This window comes from Sediminibacterium sp. GW821-FHT12F12 (assembly GCF_058806635.1).
On the sequence record NZ_JBXAPW010000002.1, the window covers coordinates 223,735 to 242,283 of the forward strand.

15 protein-coding genes are annotated in these 18,549 nt (G+C 45.6%); 8 read left to right on the forward strand and 7 right to left on the reverse strand.

Annotated features, from left to right (window positions below; all coding sequences use genetic code 11):
- Positions 1-38: 38 nt before the first annotated feature.
- The 5 genes from AC1RNB_RS03505 to AC1RNB_RS03525 form a co-directional block, all read right to left on the reverse strand.
- Positions 39-1,199: a FecR family protein gene (locus AC1RNB_RS03505; protein ID WP_493080749.1), complete on the reverse strand. Its 1,161-nt coding sequence runs from the start codon at positions 1,197-1,199 to the stop codon at positions 39-41.
- A gap of 54 nt (positions 1,200-1,253) precedes the next feature.
- Positions 1,254-1,835 carry an RNA polymerase sigma factor gene (locus tag AC1RNB_RS03510; RefSeq protein WP_493080751.1) on the reverse strand — a complete coding sequence of 194 codons (582 nt, stop codon included), beginning with the start codon at positions 1,833-1,835 and terminating at the stop codon, positions 1,254-1,256.
- Between the two features lie 723 nt (positions 1,836-2,558).
- Complete coding sequence (locus tag AC1RNB_RS03515) at positions 2,559-2,984, reverse strand: hypothetical protein (RefSeq protein WP_493080753.1); 426 nt, start codon at positions 2,982-2,984, stop codon at positions 2,559-2,561.
- A 369-nt stretch (positions 2,985-3,353) separates the two neighbouring features.
- Positions 3,354-4,199 (reverse strand): universal stress protein, encoded by an 846-nt coding sequence (locus AC1RNB_RS03520; protein WP_493080754.1) that lies wholly within the window; start codon positions 4,197-4,199, stop codon positions 3,354-3,356.
- A gap of 288 nt (positions 4,200-4,487) precedes the next feature.
- Complete coding sequence (locus AC1RNB_RS03525) at positions 4,488-5,663, reverse strand: acetyl-CoA C-acyltransferase (RefSeq protein WP_493080756.1); 1,176 nt, start codon at positions 5,661-5,663, stop codon at positions 4,488-4,490.
- A gap of 229 nt (positions 5,664-5,892) precedes the next feature.
- Here AC1RNB_RS03525 and AC1RNB_RS03530 point away from each other — a divergent pair, with 229 nt between their 5' ends.
- The 3 genes from AC1RNB_RS03530 to AC1RNB_RS03540 are packed head-to-tail and all read left to right on the forward strand — an operon-like array spanning position 5,893 to position 8,174.
- Positions 5,893-6,951, forward strand: a complete 1,059-nt coding sequence (locus AC1RNB_RS03530) for a quinone-dependent dihydroorotate dehydrogenase (RefSeq protein ID WP_493080758.1) — start codon at positions 5,893-5,895, stop codon at positions 6,949-6,951.
- A 16-nt stretch (positions 6,952-6,967) separates the two neighbouring features.
- Positions 6,968-7,768: a TerC family protein gene (locus AC1RNB_RS03535; protein WP_493080760.1), complete on the forward strand. Its 801-nt coding sequence runs from the start codon at positions 6,968-6,970 to the stop codon at positions 7,766-7,768.
- A gap of 52 nt (positions 7,769-7,820) precedes the next feature.
- Complete coding sequence (locus tag AC1RNB_RS03540; protein WP_493080762.1) at positions 7,821-8,174, forward strand: diacylglycerol kinase family protein; 354 nt, start codon at positions 7,821-7,823, stop codon at positions 8,172-8,174.
- A gap of 67 nt (positions 8,175-8,241) precedes the next feature.
- Here AC1RNB_RS03540 and AC1RNB_RS03545 read toward each other — a convergent pair whose 3' ends face one another.
- Positions 8,242-11,613 (reverse strand): hypothetical protein, encoded by a 3,372-nt coding sequence (locus AC1RNB_RS03545; protein ID WP_493080764.1) that lies wholly within the window; start codon positions 11,611-11,613, stop codon positions 8,242-8,244.
- Positions 11,614-11,674: 61 nt separating this feature from the next.
- On the opposite strand from AC1RNB_RS03545, the gene AC1RNB_RS03550 reads away from it, so the two are divergent.
- A complete protein-coding gene (locus AC1RNB_RS03550) occupies positions 11,675-12,310 on the forward strand; it encodes an MBL fold metallo-hydrolase (RefSeq protein ID WP_493080766.1) in 636 nt (211 codons plus the stop codon).
- Between the two features lie 8 nt (positions 12,311-12,318).
- Here AC1RNB_RS03550 and AC1RNB_RS03555 read toward each other — a convergent pair whose 3' ends face one another.
- Positions 12,319-14,466 (reverse strand): hypothetical protein, encoded by a 2,148-nt coding sequence (locus AC1RNB_RS03555; RefSeq protein WP_493080768.1) that lies wholly within the window; start codon positions 14,464-14,466, stop codon positions 12,319-12,321.
- Between the two features lie 178 nt (positions 14,467-14,644).
- Between AC1RNB_RS03555 and AC1RNB_RS03560 the strand changes: the two genes are divergently transcribed.
- The 4 genes from AC1RNB_RS03560 to AC1RNB_RS03575 all read left to right on the forward strand — a co-directional run bounded on the left by AC1RNB_RS03560 (position 14,645) and on the right by AC1RNB_RS03575 (position 18,542).
- A complete protein-coding gene (locus AC1RNB_RS03560) occupies positions 14,645-15,331 on the forward strand; it encodes a response regulator (RefSeq protein ID WP_493080769.1) in 687 nt (228 codons plus the stop codon).
- Positions 15,332-15,421: 90 nt separating this feature from the next.
- Entirely contained in the window at positions 15,422-16,471 is a 1,050-nt protein-coding gene (locus tag AC1RNB_RS03565; RefSeq protein ID WP_493080770.1) for a sensor histidine kinase, read from the forward strand.
- A gap of 277 nt (positions 16,472-16,748) precedes the next feature.
- Positions 16,749-17,396 carry a DUF47 domain-containing protein gene (locus AC1RNB_RS03570; protein ID WP_493080772.1) on the forward strand — a complete coding sequence of 216 codons (648 nt, stop codon included), beginning with the start codon at positions 16,749-16,751 and terminating at the stop codon, positions 17,394-17,396.
- 105 nt (positions 17,397-17,501) lie between these two features.
- Complete coding sequence (locus AC1RNB_RS03575; protein ID WP_493080773.1) at positions 17,502-18,542, forward strand: inorganic phosphate transporter; 1,041 nt, start codon at positions 17,502-17,504, stop codon at positions 18,540-18,542.
- Positions 18,543-18,549: the final 7 nt, after the last annotated feature.

The window sequence follows — 18,549 nt, forward strand, 5'->3', positions numbered from 1 at the left end:
CGGAGTCTTCGCGTTGATTCTTTCTCATGTGCAGTTGGTTATTTGGTATCGGGTTTAGAAATAAATACTGTATTTCCCTGTACCACAAAGCGGAATTCGGTTGACACACGCAATGCAGTAAGTGCTTCCGTAAGATTCTCATTTTTAAAACTTCCGGTGAAACGCCAGTTCTCCATATCCGATTGCATAAAACGGATAGTAACACCATACCATTTTTCCATTTTATTGGCTACCTGCCGGAAAGATTCATCTGAGAAAGACAAGAGGCTGTATACCCAGGCTGTTTCTATAATCTGGTTATCGGCCAATGGCCTGGCAAGACTCTGCAGACTGGCGGTATATACCGGAACGGTTTTGGCGGGTATAAATGATTTTCCTTTTGATACCGAAACATTATCGGCAATGATGCCATTATCGTCTACCACCAGTTTCTGGCGGGGGCGCAGGTGGTACTTCCATTCCTTTTCACCCGGTAACGCTACTTCTACGGCTCCTTCAATGAGGGCCGTTTCTGAAGTGGCTTCCTGCGGATAAGCACGTACATTAAAAACAGTTCCCGTTACCCGGATATTCATACGTGAAGTATGAATAATAAAGGGAAGCGATTTATTCTTATAAACTTCAAAAAAACCTTCTCCATCCAGCCATACATTGCGGTTATCCTCTCCAAATCCATTACTGTAAGAAAGTTTGCTGCTGGCATTCAGCCATACTTTACTGCCATCAGGTAAGGTAAGTTGCGAGCGGGATGCTGGCCGGGTAACCACTTCGTTCCGGTTCTTGCCGGCCAACAACATCTGTTCTGAAGAACCATTCCAGGCTGATTGATATAGCGCCAACCATCCCACACCCAAACTGATCACGAGTACAGCGGCTGCGGCCATCCACCACCGGGTAAACCTGCGTATACGCAGGGCACCTGTAACAGGCTCGGATTCCGGAACAATCTCCACTTCGGAGAAACCCGGTTCATTCCATTCAATTCCGGATGCTTTCAGCCTTTCAATGTGTTTTAACCAGCTGGATGTGGAAGTAAAAGTTGAGGGAACTTTTGGTTGGAGCCAATAACGGGTAATCTGCTGAACAGCTTCTTCCCATTCGGGTTGCTCTTCCAGTAATATATGAAATTCATCCAGCTCAGCCTGCGTGGCTTCTCCGGACAACTTAACGCTTAATAAATACCATATCCTGTCTGGCATAACAATCGGTTCAGACACAAGGACAAGATTTCAGGGCCAATCCCCCAAAGCAACTCAATCTTTTTTCAGAAATTTTCTTCCTGTTACCAACCGGATGGTTTCAGCCAGCTTCCGTAAAGCAATAGCTAATTGATTTTCAACTGTTTTGGGGCTTAATTGGAGTAGTTCGGCCACTTCTTTCTGCTGCAGGCCGTCCTCTTTTACCAGCTTAAAGATCATTTTGCAACGACCGGGGAGATCGTTAACCGCCCGATACAGTTCTCTCCGGATCTCTGCCATCACGGCCTGCTCATGCGGGTCGTCTGAAAAACAGGGAAGATCTACCGAAAGCTCTTCAACCTGAAGGGAAAGACGGTGATTTTTACTTCTGAGTTTATTGACAGCAAAATTCCGGGCAGATACATAGAGATACATTCTCAGATTCTGTATGTGATCCAGTGTTTTCCGCTTTTCCCATATACGGATAAACACATCCGATACAATCTCTTCTGCCTCCTCATTCCTGTGAACGATGGCTAAAGTGAAGCGCTGTAAAGCCGGACTGAAACGTGCAAACAACTCTGCATAAGCTGCCTGGTCGTCATTGGTGGCGATCGCATGCTGCAATTCAGGTAAGTGCATACGTTTATATGGCATAGCAAGGATTACTGGAATAAATGTAGAAATTTTCTTTCTATTTTTTTCCTGACAGTTTTACAAAATATTCCTGACCGGTTCGGAAAAAAATCAGCTTCATCGGTTACAATATAGACTGGCAAAGGATTTCAGGATAGCTGATCAAAGTTCGGGTTCAATAAAAAAATCTGTTCCGGCCGCTACTTATGATACAAATTTTTAATGAGGTTGCTGCTGAACGGCATTGAAAAATTCCGGGCAGGAAGAAATCTACCTATCAGGTACCCGCTTCAAGTCATTTTCGGGTAATATGGTATGGAATTACCGTGCTGCAATTAAGGCATCGGGCTCGTCTGGCCAATCGTTATGATTTGGAAATCAGTCATAATAAGGTTTGACAAGTGAGAGGCTTCGCTTGTCAGCGCAATTCAGTCAGCGTTTTAAACAGTTGTAGAATATATTTCCCTCCAGCCTGGCTTCAGCCGCTTAATACTTAATACATGTAAAAAGCTTAATTACACTTTGCCCTCTTTGAAGAGAGGAAATATAATGTGGTTTATTCCATTTTGATTCGTAATGCTAAACGAAGAGTCCCGCTGGGAGACTCTTCGAAGAAGAAAGATACAAAATAGGTTTTATTCAATCGGGATTTGTAATACTAATCGATGAGTCCCCTGCTGGTAGACTTTTCAGGGAAGAAAAGCATTTTTTTCAGAAAAACCAATGTCAAAATCTGTTGTTGTATTAATCAGTGATCTTCACAAACATTTCAATATAGCCATCAGAAGCTATGGCACCATAGTAAAGTCTTAACGTATCATTCCTTAATTCAAACGATTCAGCTGGCACATTATTAAAAATAAATTGGTCTGTTTTTTGACCGGTATTCAGATTAGTGCCAGTACCCCGACTAATAGCATAGGTTCCATTCCTGTACACCGAATCCTTATAAATCTTTTCAAAAATTGCTTCTTTAAATACCCATAAACTACCGTTTTCCGGCTTATAATTATTGGGATCATATGCCACCATGCCACCCATCACAGCACGTAATTCCCATACGCCTTGTAATATTTTTCCATTGGTCTGTGCAGGCAATTGAACGTCTCTATTACATGAAATGAATAAGACGGTGCCTAATAAAAACAAAAACAGATAGAATGCTTTCATGATTAAGTTTTATGAAAATGACCCTTCCCTCATCGCATTCGTTGCACGTATAGAAACTTATTTTATAGTGGTTTGAAAATAAAAACGAAAAGGCGCAACAGATCTGGCGTAAAGGTCCCTTAGCATTACTGCTAATTCATAACAATAGAATACTTAGTTCTTTAAACATCATAGTAATCAAAGAGTTACATCCGGTTTAGGAATCTTCACACACAAAGCAGCATTTCCTTCTATGCGAAGAGCCACTGTTGGTAGAAAAGATAAAATCAACATACAACCCTATCTCATCTCCACCCTCCTGCAAATAAGAAAGCCTGAACAAATTATTCAGGCTTTCCGTTGGACCTTTGATTGCTTAATAACCAACTATTATCCATGTATCACCATTAACGGTACATGGGTATGAAAGGCCAGTTGTGTGGTATGACTCGTGCTGAACAGGCTTTCAAAGAAACTGTGCTTTTTCGGGATCGTAATGATCAGGTCGACCTGGTATTCCAGGGCGAAATTGTTCACGGCTTCTACATAGTTCTTGTTCGGCGAGAAATGATAATCCGGGTGCAGGTCCTGTAGCAGTGTATGAACTGCATAACTTTCACCCATCATTTTGGAGGGATACATAAATGCGTCTTCAGTGGGAGGTTCTTCCATGTTAAACACCAGCAGTTTTGCCTTGGTTTCTTCAATGATCCTCTTCACCGGTTTAATCGGAATGGTTTTATCCGCCTTATCAAAATCACTCAGCAGCATCACATTTTTGATCGGCGCAAAACGGGTATTATGCGGCACAATAATCACCGGTGTATGCGAATGCTTGGCCACTGAAACGGTATTACTGCCAATCAGTTTTTCTTCCAGCACACCGCCACCGGTAATACCCATCACAATCAAACCGGCATCGTTGCTAACACAGGCAGGATCGAGGCCATTGTTCAGCAAAGCATATTCGCAGAAAGTGCCCAACTCGCAACCTGCAGGACAAAAAGGCTGCAGCAATAGTTTAAATTTATCCAGGCTCTCCTGGCTGCTGTTACGAAGCTGTTCTTCATCCAGCAACTGCACCGCCGGAACCATAGGATCGATCATGAGCGGTGCCTGGTATGCGTTATACAGAATTACCTTGGGAGCTCCCAGTTGACCGGCCAGCTGCAATGCGTAACGCGCGGCATTTTGGGCAGTGGCAGAGAAATCTGTTGGAACCAAAATGTTTTTCATGGCTGTTATTTATGACTTAAAGTTACACCACAGTTCCGCTTCAGGAAATGATATTCATCATGATTTGTGGTGATATTTTCTTTTGGTTTGGAGTTTGGAGTTTGGGGTTGGGGGTTGGTTTCGACGTTTTTTTGTTCTGTGTTCATCTGTTCCTTGTTCATCTGTTCATCTGTTCCTTGCTCATCTGTTCATCTGTTCCCATGTTCATCTGTTCCTTGTTCCTGTGTGTTCACAAAAAAGCCCCGCTATCCGCAGGGCCCCTTTCTCATGTTGTTGACTACGTGACGGTTATAGATTCTCTATGATACCGGCAATGCCCTGTCCGCCACCTACACAGGCAGAAACCATTCCATATTTCTTATTCAGTCTTTTCATATCATTCAGCAGCTGAACGGTGAGTTTGCAACCGGTACAACCCAGCGGATGCCCCAGCGCAATAGCGCCGCCATTGATATTCACGATCTCGGGGTTCAGCCCCAGTTCGCGGATCACCGCCAGCGATTGGGAGGCGAATGCTTCGTTCAGTTCTATCAGGTCAATATCATTCAGGCTCATATTGGCCTGTTTCAATACTTTCGGAATAGCGGCTACCGGACCAATACCCATGATGCGCGGATGTACACCGGCCGAAGCGCAGTTTACCAAACGGCCAATCGGTTTTAATCCCAGCTCAACCACCATACGCTCACTCATTACCAGCGCAAAAGCAGCACCATCGCTGGTTTGGGAAGAGTTACCCGCCGTAACACTGCCACCCATGCTGAAAGCAGGTTTCAGTTTGGCCAATGCTTCTACCGTTGTATCGGCACGAACGCCTTCATCGGTATCTACGATATAGGAACGGGTTGCTTTTTTGCCTTTCTCGTTCACATAAGTTTCTTCTACAGTAATGGGCAGGATGCCGCTTTTGAAATAGCCATTTTCGATAGCTGCTTTCGCTTTCTGGTGCGATTGAAAAGCAAACAGGTCCTGGTCTTCGCGATTAACCTTGTATTCATTGGCCACTGCTTCGGCAGTTAAACCCATGCTGAGGTAATAATCCGGTTCATCTTTGGCAATGGCATAAGAGGGCACGGTTTTCCAGCCGGTAGTAGGTACCAGGCTCATACTTTCGGTACCGCCGGCAATGATACATTCTGCCATACCGGTGCGGATCTTGGCCGTAGCCATGGCAATACTTTCCAATCCGCTGGCGCAGTAACGGTTGATGGTGATACCAGCCGCATCCAGTCCTAATGCACGGGCCGAAATAATGCGGCCGAACTGCAAACCCTGTTCCGCTTCCGGAACAGCGTTGCCTACGATCACATCATCTACGCGTTTGGCATCCAGCTGGGGAACCGAAGCCATCAGGCCCCTGATCACTTCCACCGCCAGATCATCCGGCCGAAAGAAACGGAACCCACCCCTTTTACTCTTGGCCACCGCCGTACGGTAACCGGCAACAATGTATGCTTCCTGCATATAGAAAGTTTTTACAAACCAAATGTAGGGAAAAAACAAATAAAAGGTTGTTTATGCAACCAAATTTAGCAAAACACTGCCCGATGGGCGTGAATGGTCAATAGTGAATGGTGAATAGTTGCGGTAAAGCACCCACTCGCTCCCTATTGACCATTGACTATTCACTATTGACTATTGACAACTCACCACTCACGCCCCACGAACCCTCTCCGTCACTTATCTTTGCCTCATGATCTACCCCCTCATCCGGCAATTACTCTTCTGTTTCCCTCCCGAAGAAGTACATTATTTCTCCATGAACCTGCTGAAAGCGGGTTGTTCACTGGAACCCGTCAGATCCCTGCTGCAGAACTGTTTCTCTTTTAAAGGAGATGGATTGCAGAAACAGGTATTCGGTTTGCCTTTCCAGAACCCGGTTGGCCTGGGTGCCGGCTTTGATAAAAATGCCCTGTACCTGCGCGAGCTGGAAGCATTGGGTTTTGGTTTTGTAGAGATCGGAACCGTTACCCCCAAAGCGCAGCCCGGCAACGACAAACCCCGCCTGTTCCGTTTACCTGCAGACAAGGCACTGATTAACCGCATGGGTTTTAACAACGAGGGCCTCGCTACCATTCAGCAAAGGCTACATAAATGGAACAACTCCCAACATCAAACCCCAAACTCCAAACTAATTGTTGGCGGCAATATTGGCAAGAACAAGCTTACCCCCAATGAAGATGCCTGGAAAGATTACAGCATTTGTTTTGACGGACTGTTTGAGCAGGTGGATTATTTTGTGGTGAACGTTAGCTCGCCCAATACACCCGGCTTGCGGGAACTGCAGGAGAAGGATTCGCTGAAGAAGATCCTTTCGCAACTGCAAAACCAGAACCAGGCCAAGGCCCAGCCCAAACCGCTGTTACTGAAAATAGCCCCCGATCTTACCCGTGAACAACTGGATGATATTGTGTCCCTTTCTTTTGAGGTAGAACTAAGCGGACTGGTAGCCACCAACACCACCATCAGCCGCTCCCAACTCCAAACCCCAAACCCCAAACTCCAAACTATCGGCCCCGGCGGCCTCAGCGGTTTACCCGTAAAAGCACGGGCTACCGAAGTGGTGCAATACCTCTCGCAGCAAACCGGGCAAAAAATTCCCATTATTGCCAGCGGCGGTATTTTTACCGGGGCAGATGCCAAGGAGAAACTGGATGCAGGTGCTTCGCTGGTGCAGGTATGGACCGGGTTTGTGTACGAGGGTCCGTCGATCGTTAAAAATATTTGTCAGTATCTTGCCCATCAATCCTAACTTATTCTAACCCTGTATGGAAGCACTGTTTACCTCGGAGAATCTGATCAGTTTTATTGTTCTGGTGATACTGGAGATCGTTCTCGGTATTGATAATGTAATTTTTGTAAGCATTATCATGAACCGCATGACCAAGGCTTTGCAACCCAAAGCCCGGCTGATCTGGATGGTTACCGGTATGATTACCCGCACCATTTTATTATTCGGATTAAGCTGGTTACTTTCTCAAAAAGGCAAACCGGTGTTCAGTGTGTTTGGGAAAGATTTTGACCTGGCCAGTCTGGTAATGCTGGCGGGAGGTCTGTTCCTGATCTATAAAACAGTAAAAGAAATTCACCACAAACTGGAAGGAGAAGCCGATGTAGCTGCCGGTGTTACTACCAAACCGTTGGGTTTTGGTAACGCTATTGCCCAGATCATTTTGATTGATATGGTATTCAGTTTCGATAGTATCATTACCGCCGGTGGTACCGCCAAAAGCCTGGTAGTAATGATCAGCGCAGTAGTGGTTGCCATGATGGTGATGTTCCTGTTCAGTCCGAAGATCTCTGCTTTTATTCACAAGCATCCTACTTTAAAAATGCTGGCACTCTCTTTCCTCGTAATGATTGGTTTTGTATTGCTGGTAGAAGGCTGGAACAGTGAAGGCGCGCATGATCTGCACCTGAAAAACTATGTGTACTTCGCCATGGCTTTTTCTTTTTTGGTAGAACTGCTGAATATGCGGATGCGCAAAGCTTATGTTGCCCCGGTACAGTTACGCGAACCGCATTTGAGCGATGAGCCGGTGAACGGCGGTTCGGATATGGCGCATTAACCGGAACGGCTGTAATACCATAGATCACTGATACCTCATCAAAAGATCGTATATGAAAACAGCTAACCTGCTTGCCTCTTTCTACTATGCGTTCAGTGGCCTGTTCCATTTTATCCGCAACGACCGGAACGGGAAAATCCATCTTTGCATCAGCCTGCTGGTGATAGTTGCCGGTTGGTATTACGCTATATCTGCAACAGAATGGATCGCCATCCTGCTTTGTATCGCTCTCGTGTTTTCCCTGGAAATGTGCAACCATGCAATGGAAATGATTTGCGATGTAGCACAACCTGAGATCGATCCCAGGATCAAAACCATCAAAGACGTGGCAGCCGCTGCAGTACTGATGGCGGTATTGATTTCAGTAAGTATTGGGGTAATTATTTTCTGGCACAGGATCTTCTAATGCCCTTCAACAAATAAAAAAGCGCACATGAATTTCATGCACGCTTTCTGTATTAATTAAAAAGTATTTAGAAATCGAATCCTAAAGAGAAATACCAAACCGGTTTACCCAGAAAAATCCCCTTCATGGGCCAGCCTGCATCCAGTTTCATAAAGTATCCCAGCAAAGTGCTGCGTACACCAAATCCGTAACCGCCGGCAAAAGGTCCCAAGCCTCCTGCATCAATCCGAACCAGTACCGGTGTATTGGGTGCGGTAATTACTTCGCCCGGGCGTTTGATGCCATTGTATTTACCATTCCAGGCAGTACCCAGATCGAGAAACTGCACCAGTTGGAAATTACGCAGGAAGGCATTGTTGATAGGTCGGTTGATCAGTGTAGAGAATACCGGGAAACGGAACTCACTGTTAATCACCACCGCGTTATTTCCGTTGGCAATATTCTGGTTATAACCACGCATATTCAGTGTCAGCGACTGGAACGCATATGTCTGGTCAGCTGCCGGTTGGTTATTGTTGAACTTAGGACTGATCCAGCCATCTACCCCGCCAAGGTAATAGAGGATCTTTTGTCCACCCCACGAAAAATCACCCGCGGCACGGCCTGCCCAGATAAAGTTGCGGTAGATTTTGTGATAATACCTTCCATCAAAACCCAGGTTCATAGTGGCTTTGCCATTGCCAAGTGCCGTATTTAAAGTAGGCATATTTACATCGAGATAGATCTTGTAACGGAGCCCGTTCCAGATATTCTGCGTAGGACTAACTGTATTATCATGCACATACTCAAATCGTGATACAATGTATTTGGATAATGTATCATTATACTTCAATGCATTCGGATCGGGCAGGCCTGAGTTATTATCGTATGAACGAAGTACCCCTCTATCCGTACGCAGTCCCACGGTAGCACGTAAACTCTTCACCTCGTTAAACGGATAGGTTACATTCACCTGGTACAGGTTCGTGTATAACATTGTATTGAAACTGGAATTATAGAAATTGCTTACGTTACTGCGATAGTAAGTGAGTCCCCAATCGAAACGCTTACGCAGGTTCTGGTAAGTAAAGAATACATCTTTATCGCTGAGGTTGGTACCAAAACGGATACCGCCTACAAATTTCTGGTCTTCCATCAGGTCGCTGGTTCCTACGCGGAAAGTGAAATTGAAATCATTTCCGTTATTCAACTGTATCGGACCCGAACCACCGCCATAAGGCTGGTAGCGGTTGATGAGTATATTATTGGTAAACCCAACCAATGCATAATCCGAACTGAACTTCAGGCGATAGTCGAACAACCTTGAACTGCTTAACACAGAAGTTTTGGGCTGGCCGGTCAGCAACTGGTTTTGTATAGCGGCACTACTGCTGTCTGGTTTCTCATCTGCAAACTCGTTCTGGAAAAAGTCTTTCGCTTTTTTAGTAGTATCTACAGCAGCCTTCTTGTTATAAATAATGGCCCTGCCGTCCAATGCTTTTTTCTCAGCAGTCAGCTTGCGGATATATTCGGTAGGTCTTGCATTTACATTCCGCTTAGCCAATGCCTGTTCGTCTACTTTCAGTTTATAGAGGAATTTAAAATCCCCCTCCCTTCTCACTTCGCTCACCGTACCGTTATTACCGGCAATCCTTGTTTCGAGCAACGTGCTCTGGTAGTTGGTGATGGGGAACGTGTAGGTAGAATCTTTGTACACCTGGAAATAACTCACACTGTCAGGCTCCTGTTTTTGCCAGGCCACCAGGGTAGAATCAAATTCTTTGGGTGATGGATTGCGCAGCAACTCATCTCCTATATAGTATAACGTATCCAGTCCATTGCGTTGTGTAGAAAAGAAACCTGCCCAACGGTTACCGATCCCGTTCTCGTCTGATACAAACGTGAAGTGATTGGTATTGTACTGCATCGGGAAACGGGCATTACCCATTTTCAGATCGGTGAGTTTGGCCAGTTGTTTCTGTTTACTATCGTTGAGGATATCTACCATGTAAATATTGAATCTATACTTACTCGGCAATACGGTATCCTGGTTTGGTGCCAGCGGATCGGGACGGTTAGAGGAATAAATAATACCCGAACGGTTAGGGAAGGAAACAAAAGTAGGATCCAGGTCATCATAAATATCGTTGGTGATCTGGGTCAGTTTGTTCTGTTCGATCTTGTAGGTATAAATATCCGAGTGACCATTCTTCACGGCACTCATCACCAGTGTATTCGCATCCAGCATAAAAGAGGCATCCAATAACTGGTCTACCCCTTCTATCTCCTGTTTGTAGCGTTTGTATTTGGCAATCACATCGTACACAAACATTTTGATCTTACCATTTTCCCAGTAAGCCACCAGTAAACGGGTGCCTTTGCCATCCCAGGCAAGGATGGGATAATTAGGGTTGATATCGCCCTGGTTGGTACGAACGCCGATTTTCAGTAGAGTGCGTGCATCATAAAAATTCTCCATCAGCTTAACGCTGTACTGGCCTTTTTTGAATTCCACCACACCATACGTGCTGCTTTTGGGATTGGGATTGGCCTGGAAACGGAAATAATCGTTCTTGGAAATATCTTCCGATACATTCAACTGCCCCTTGGGCTGGTTGCGGCGCTGGCGGATATCTTTGGAATATACTTCCTGCTGGTACTGCATGAAATCGGCCAGTACTTCCTTGAATTTCTTTTTACATACCCGTAAACAGGCATTGTTCAGGTTTTTGTAAATACGTGCGAGGTATAATAAATACGTGATATTTTCTTTGCGGTATTTTTCGCCGATATAGTACCAGAAAGCATGTCCTGCCAATACAGGTTTCTCAAAAGCGAACTGGTAAAAAGAATTATAGCGGCCACCGAGTATGGCACTTTTCAGTTCATCATCTTTTTCAGTGCTCCAGGCTTCGCCGGCATAAGAAACATAGCCATCTACCAGCCATTTGGGAAGGTCCAGTAAAGCCTGGTTACTCGCAAACTCGCCGATATCGTCTCCAAACAGCAGGTTATCCGTCAATACCCTTGCAATACCTTCCCGGATCTGGCGTTTGAGGTGATCATGGTTACCATCAAAATACACCACAATTTTATTATTCACCAGCTTGGTTACGCCACCCGCATTCTGCCAGTCGCTGCCCAAGCCGATATTGCTGCTTTTATAATCGTTATAGCTGTTATAGATCACGATATTGGCCCTGCGCTGCAAAGAATATTCAATGAAATTCTCAATGGAACGTAATTCTTCCTCCGCCACCTGCGCCACAAATTTGCCCAGTTCTACGCCGCCCTGATTGGTATAGGTGTTGAAATTGGGCGACTGGTAAAATTTCCAGATGAATTTTTTATGCTGAACCCTGTTCTTGCCAAATTCCACAGAGTTAACCTGCGCCGAAGAGAGGGCTGGTAAAAGAAAACCGGCAAAAACCAGTAATTGAGCGATTCGATTCAATTGCATATCCGAACTTTAGTGTTTTAAAATTAGTCATTTACCATTAAAAGCAGGTAAAAATACGTTTATGATCAAGGTCAGGGTTTTTACATTTAGTCCCGTTCAGGAAAATACCTACGTACTGTACAATGAACAGAACAAAGCTATTATAATTGACCCCGGATGTTACTTCTCCGCTGAACAGGAAACGTTAAAAAACTATATTACCGATACGCAACTGGAACCGGTAAGGTTGCTGAACACCCACTGCCACCTGGATCATGTTTTCGGAAACAAATGGGTTTCAGAAACATGGAACCTGGAACTATACCTGCACAAGGGCGAGCAGCAGATGTTGCAGCTGGCTCCATTATCAGGCGAAAAATGGGGTTTGCCCTTTCAGAATTACACTGGCCCACTCCATTTTCTCGAAGAAGGAGATACGATTTCTATTGGTAACGATGCTTTACGGGTTATACTGGCTCCGGGCCATTCGCCGGCCAGTATCTGTTTTTATTGTGAAGAACAGTTGTTCCTGGTAGGCGGCGATGTGCTGTTCCGGGAAAGCATTGGCCGCACCGACCTGCCCGGTGGTAACCACGAAACATTGCTGAAAAGCATCCGGGAAAAACTGTTTGTGCTACCGGATGAGGTAGTGGTGTATTCCGGGCATGGCGAGCCTACTACTATCGGGCACGAGAAACGGAATAACCCATTCTTATAAACGCCTCTTTACTGTTTCTCTGCTTTATCATAGGCCATGATAAAAATGGCCCCCAGGTTTTTATGGGGAGGGATATAGTCGTCGAACTTATCGCGGTAACCCGCCCCTACCCTGCCCTGTACGGTTTTCCAGAGTTCTTCCCAGTTCAGGTCTTTACCGGCCCGCAGTTTATCTGTGATCGCATCTATCAGGCTCTGGTTTAACACACCGGCAGCCACCTGTTTGGAGGAAATGATATGTGCTTTGGGACAGATCTGCAGAATATCGTTCAGTTTCTGGTACCCGCCGCAACTACCCAGCAACACCACTTTGGCACTGGCAGGCAGGCGTTTGATGGTTTCGGGCAGGTAATAACTATGTCCGCGGTGAATAACGATCGCCGGCGGCAGGTGTTTTTCTTCCAGGTAACTGATCAGGCTGTCCTGCGCCTGCAGGTCCAGCTCCTGTTTCTCATCTAATGGCAGGTTGGCATAAATGGTGATGGGACTGCCTTTGGCCGAATGGATCTCCACCCATTGCGGTTTGCGGGTGATGCGCCAGTTACTGTTGCTGAACCGGCTCATGAATGCACCGAAATAAGTGGCTGCATCTTTATCGCCATAAGAGAATTGCTGGATGATAATCCGGCCCGTACTATCCTGCAGCGATTTACGGGGCATGATATACACCGGATCAATGCCCAAACGGGAAGCGATATCTACTTTGTTGGAAGGATCGAGCGACAAAAAGATGGTATTGAGGAGATCATAGATCACGGCTCCTCTTTTATTATGGTTGCGGGTACTATTGGCGAGGTTCACCTGTACCTGCGCCAGTATCAGGTTACGCAACTCCTTGTTATAAATACTGGCATAAGAATCGGCCACATCCACCGCATCTTCGAGTGTGGGCGAAGCGTCCAGTCCGTTCACAAAACGGCGCATCACATTTTCTGCGGTACTCTTCTCCATCCGGCCCAGAAAATTATCGAGCGTATTATAGGCTGCGCAGATCTTGATGAATTTTTTATAATAATCGCCATGGATCAGCCGTATCAGGCTATCTGCCCTTGGCACCTGCATGCGCTGGAAAATACGTGGGTACACCCCCACCACAAAACTGGAAGTATAGATCTCTTCCTCTCCCATCACCGCGAGGTAATACAGTTCTTCCGGACCCAGTTTATCCAGTGCTTTAAACCGGATATTCTCGTTGGCCACATCGTGCAGGGCATTGATCTCATTGATGAATAATTCAACGGCTTTGCTACGCAGTTTATTGGTTAATACCATGGCGGCCATGGGTGTATCGCCCCGCTGCATACGGGTGGCATAATCAATCCGCGTTTTCACGAGCAACTGGTAATACCCTATAGAGGAATCATTGGTAACCAGTGGCGTGATGGAATCGATAGAGATCTTATTACGGTAGAGATTATCGAGAAAAGGGAAATACATGCGCCCGGTTTTGGTCAAAGCCAGGCGTCCGATCATTTTTACCAGCGGATGATTTACCGACTGGATCTTTCTGCCTAATGCATTGGGTACGGCGGCATAACTGTACAGTTCTTCCTGGTTGCGGTAGGCAGCCTGTATGATGAGGCTGTCTGCAAAACGGTTATTCGGGTAACGTGTCAGGATCTTGAGTACATCCAATGGATTGCGCTGGCAGGTTTTGAGTACCAGGTAATCGGCCGCAGCAGGTATACCCGGATTCGATTTCAGGGCAAAATTATCTGTGAGAATGGAACTCACTTCCAATGTATTCGCAATGATTACGGGCAGCATAGAATTACCTGCTAATTCTGCCTGCATGGCATCTTCATAGGCTTTTACCAATGCGGGCAGCATACCCACACTCATGGAACGGGATCGATAAGAAGACAGAAAACCCCTCAGCATTTCATTGATACCCCGCAGCCATTTGAATTTGTCATTATCGCTGAGGTTTTTGTTCAGTTCTACAACAGCCCGCAGGTTATTGACCCGAATCCGAATGGACTGATCGATGGAGCGGTCGAGTGAAGCATTACCCGTAAACGGTATCAGGCTGTCGGTCTTGCTTTTTAAATGGGTGATCGCATTCAGCGAGATCAGGATGGTTTCGTGGTGAAACTCGCGCGAAGCGGGTATTTCAGGGATGGTCAATGCCTCCTGCGAAAAAACAGAAAGGCTCATTAATAAGACCGATATTGTAAGGTAAAGTTTCTTCCGGTTCATAAACTGGCCCAAAAATAGGTTCATTTATATGAAGACCCATATTTCGGGCCATTTGCAGTTAACAATAACATAATAAGGCCAAAACCCTTAATTGCGGTTCTTAAAAATTAATTTTGTGTAAACATTAGGTTAAGACATGGAAGTAAAGCCCAAACAGATCCTGATAGCAGACGATGAGCCGGATATTTTAGAGATAGTGAGCTACAATCTTGGCAAAGAGGGCTATGAGGTTTACACTGCCAAAGATGGCAATGAAGCCATTGAGCGGGCCAAACAGTTGCACCCCGACCTGATTATACTGGACGTGATGATGCCTAAGAAAACAGGCGTGGAAGTATGCCAGATCCTCCGTTCGCAACCCATGTTCCAGGATACCCTGATCATTTTCCTGACCGCCATGAGCGATGAAGCTTCACAGATCAAAGGCCTGGAAACGGGTGCAGATGATTATGTGAACAAGCCCATCAGTCCGAAAGTACTGGTAAGCCGCGTAAATGCCCTGTTCAGAAGACTGAATAAAGACGACAGCGGATCCGGAAAAAGTATTGTGATAGGTAATATCACCATCGACCCGGTTAAATTTCTGGTGACCATTGATGGGCAGGAAGTAACCCTTGCCAAAAAAGAATTTGAGCTGATTTACCTGCTGGCATCCCGCCCCGGTCGTGTGTTTCTGCGGAACGAGATCCTCTCGCAGATATGGGGTAATGATGTGATTGTGGGCGACCGCACCATTGATGTACATATCCGTAAAGTTCGTCAGAAACTGGGGGTAGACTGTATCACCACCGTAAAAGGTGTGGGTTACAAATTTGACCTTTAAACCCCGGCTACAGGACCGCTGTACCGGAACAGCGGAGGAATGCTGCCCGATCCTGCTGCTTGTATTTTGTTTGCTGTAACTTTATCGCAGATGTTCAAAACCAAGAACCTTTCCCCGCAGCAGTTATCCGCTTTTACGGCGTTGATCCTGTCGATCCCCATTTCGGCAGGGATCTGGCTGTTACGTCCCGACTGGATCATTGCCCTGGTATCGCTGCTGGTTACTTTTATCGGCAGTTATTTCCTTATCCGTTTTGTGCTGGAATCTTTTATTTACCGGAAGATCAAACTCATTTACAAATTCATTTACCAGACCAAAGCGAGTAAACGGGAAGAAACCTATTACAAATACATACTTCCCCAAAAAGGGATCGACGAGGTAAGAAAAGATGTGGAGCAATGGGCCGAACAGCGTAGTGCAGAGATCGAATTACTGAAAACCAACGAAGCCTACCGCAAAGAGTTTCTGCAAAACCTCGCACACGAATTCAAGACACCCATTTTTGCCATACAGGGTTATGTAGACACTTTACTGGGCGGTGCCATGGAAAACCCGGAACTGAGCAAACGTTTTTTAGAGAATACCGCCCGTAATGTAGACCGGATGGTAACCCTGGTAGAGGATCTGGACGAGATCTCCAGACTGGAAAGTGGCCAGCAGCCTTTGTACAAGGAGAATTTTGTGATCCAGGATATTATACGGGAAACCTTTGAATCATTGTCTATTAAAACCAGCGCCAAAAATATCCGGTGCAGTTTCAAAAAAGGCTGCGAATCGCCCATCACTGTTTTTGCGGATAAAGAAAAGATCCGGCAGGTGCTGAATAACCTGGTAGAAAATGCTACCAAATACGGCAAACAGGATGGCAGTATTGTGGCCAGCATTTACAAAACCGATGGGCAACATGTACTGATAGAACTGAGCGATGATGGCATGGGCATTGCAGAAGAGCACCTGCCCCGCATTTTTGAACGTTTTTACCGCACCGACCGGGGCCGTAGCCGCGATGTGGGGGGCACCGGGCTGGGACTGGCCATCTGCAAACATATTATAGAGGCCCATGGCCAGACCATGCATGTACGCAGTAAACTGGATGTAGGAACCACCATCGGATTTACACTGGATGTGCGGAAAGACTAAGCCATCCGTGATGATGAACTGACCAACGTATAAAAGCCCCGATAGAGATCGGGGCCGCACATGAGAGAAAACTGTTGGTTATTACTTGCTGCGGTAAAATTGAGATGCCAGGATTAACTGAAAATGAACAAAATGCCATCAAACTATTACCAATCATGCGCAAAGAGGACATTATCTATACAAAAAAGCCTGAAAAAGCTATATTACCAAATCATTAATTAAATTCAGTAAGGATACAATCACTGCCAGAATCTTACTTTTGCCTAAATTTTATTGTATGGGTATCAACAACTTCGGTCGCTTTTTTATGCCTAAGAACAAGATCTTCTACGAACTGTTTGAAGATGTTGCAGAGAAAGCCCACGAGATGGGTATTAAACTGAAAGAAATGGTGAGTGAGCCCGACCCCAACAAACGCGCCGCCATTCTTGCACAGATCGAAGACCTGGAGCATAAGAACGACGACAATACCCACCGTATTTTCACAGAACTGGGCCGGAACTTTATCACACCTTTCGATCGTGAAGATATTCACTACCTGGCCAGCTCGCTGGATGATATTGCAGACTATATCTATGCCTGCGCCAAAAAGATCAACTTCTACAGCGTTAATCCCAACGATACCGGTATCCAGAAAATGGCCGACCTGATTTTGCAGGGTTCCAACGAAATCAAAAAAGCGGTATTTGGCTTACGCGATATGAAGAACCTGCGCGAGATGACCGAAGCCATGGTAAAAGTAAACAGTATCGAGAACCAGGCCGATGATGTGTTTGATATGAGTATTGAAATGTTATTTCAACAGGAAAATGATTTCAAGGAAGTGATCAAAAAAAGAGAGATCTATCAGGTAATGGAGATCGTTACCGATAAATGTGAAGACGCAGCCAATGTGATCGAATCCATCATCATCAAATACGCATAGATTAATTAAAAATTAGCAATTAAAAATTAAAAATAGGTTTGTCGTAAGGCTGCTTTCTTTAATTGTTAATTGCTAATTGCTAATTGTTAATTTTCAATTACGCCCATGTTCACGATACTCATTATCATCATTGCGCTCGCATTTATTTTCGATTATATCAATGGGTTTCATGATGCGGCCAACTCAATAGCCACGGTGGTTTCCACCAAAGTACTAACGCCTTTTCAGGCCGTAGTCTGGGCAGCTTTCTTCAATTTCGCCGCTTTTTTTATCTCGAAATATGTGTTTAAGGAATTTGGTATCGGTAATACGGTAGCCAAATGGGTGCACGCAGAATTTATTACGCTGGAAGTAATTCTGGCGGGTATTATTGCCGCTATTATCTGGAACCTGATTACCTGGTGGTTCGGAATCCCCTCCAGTTCTTCGCATACATTGATGGGTGGTTTTGTGGGCGCAGCACTGGCGCATGCCGGCGGTTTCAGCGGAGGGGGGGTGGATGTGATCAACTATGTTAAAGTAGTACCTACTTTCCTGTTTATTTTCTTTGCGCCACTGATCGGTATGATCATCGCATTTATTATTACGATACTGATTGTGCATATCTGTAAACGATCGAACCCCTATAAAGCCGAAAGCTGGTTCAAAAGATTACAGCTGGTATCTTCTGCGGCCTTCAGTCTGGGCCACGGTGGTAACGATGCCCAGAAAGTAATGGGTATTATTGGCGCTGCCATGATCTATTACGAGGGAACCAAGGGCAACCATATGGATTTTAATGAGTTTGTAAACGCTTACAGCTGGGTACCTTTCTGCAGCTTTCTCGCCATTGGCCTGGGTACCATGAGCGGCGGATGGAAGATCGTGAAAACCATGGGAACCCGCATTACCAAAGTAACCCCGCTGGAAGGTGTTGCTGCCGAAACAGCCGGTGCCATTACCTTATTCATGACGGAACATTTCAAGATCCCTGTATCTACCACCCATACCATCACCGGCTCTATTATCGGCGTAGGTGCTACCAAACGCCTGAGTGCTGTGCGCTGGGGTGTAACGGTAAACCTGTTATGGGCATGGATCATGACCATCCCTGTTTCGGCCGCAATTGCCGCGGTGGTTTACTACCTGCTGAAACTATTTATCTGATCTGTCC

Excerpts from the sequence above, each read along its gene's own strand:
- AC1RNB_RS03505 (WP_493080749.1), bottom strand. The coding sequence starts at position 1,199 with ATGCCAGACAGGATATGGTATTTATTAAGCGTTAAGTTGTCCGGAGAA.
- AC1RNB_RS03510 (WP_493080751.1), bottom strand. The coding sequence starts at position 1,835 with ATGCCATATAAACGTATGCACTTACCTGAATTGCAGCATGCGATCGCC.
- AC1RNB_RS03515 (WP_493080753.1), bottom strand. The coding sequence starts at position 2,984 with ATGAAAGCATTCTATCTGTTTTTGTTTTTATTAGGCACCGTCTTATTC.
- AC1RNB_RS03520 (WP_493080754.1), bottom strand. The coding sequence starts at position 4,199 with ATGAAAAACATTTTGGTTCCAACAGATTTCTCTGCCACTGCCCAAAAT.
- AC1RNB_RS03525 (WP_493080756.1), bottom strand. The coding sequence starts at position 5,663 with ATGCAGGAAGCATACATTGTTGCCGGTTACCGTACGGCGGTGGCCAAG.
- AC1RNB_RS03530 (WP_493080758.1), top strand. The coding sequence starts at position 5,893 with ATGATCTACCCCCTCATCCGGCAATTACTCTTCTGTTTCCCTCCCGAA.
- AC1RNB_RS03535 (WP_493080760.1), top strand. The coding sequence starts at position 6,968 with ATGGAAGCACTGTTTACCTCGGAGAATCTGATCAGTTTTATTGTTCTG.
- AC1RNB_RS03540 (WP_493080762.1), top strand. The coding sequence starts at position 7,821 with ATGAAAACAGCTAACCTGCTTGCCTCTTTCTACTATGCGTTCAGTGGC.
- AC1RNB_RS03545 (WP_493080764.1), bottom strand. The coding sequence starts at position 11,613 with ATGCAATTGAATCGAATCGCTCAATTACTGGTTTTTGCCGGTTTTCTT.
- AC1RNB_RS03550 (WP_493080766.1), top strand. The coding sequence starts at position 11,675 with ATGATCAAGGTCAGGGTTTTTACATTTAGTCCCGTTCAGGAAAATACC.
- AC1RNB_RS03555 (WP_493080768.1), bottom strand. The coding sequence starts at position 14,466 with ATGAGCCTTTCTGTTTTTTCGCAGGAGGCATTGACCATCCCTGAAATA.
- AC1RNB_RS03560 (WP_493080769.1), top strand. The coding sequence starts at position 14,645 with ATGGAAGTAAAGCCCAAACAGATCCTGATAGCAGACGATGAGCCGGAT.
- AC1RNB_RS03565 (WP_493080770.1), top strand. The coding sequence starts at position 15,422 with ATGTTCAAAACCAAGAACCTTTCCCCGCAGCAGTTATCCGCTTTTACG.
- AC1RNB_RS03570 (WP_493080772.1), top strand. The coding sequence starts at position 16,749 with ATGGGTATCAACAACTTCGGTCGCTTTTTTATGCCTAAGAACAAGATC.
- AC1RNB_RS03575 (WP_493080773.1), top strand. The coding sequence starts at position 17,502 with ATGTTCACGATACTCATTATCATCATTGCGCTCGCATTTATTTTCGAT.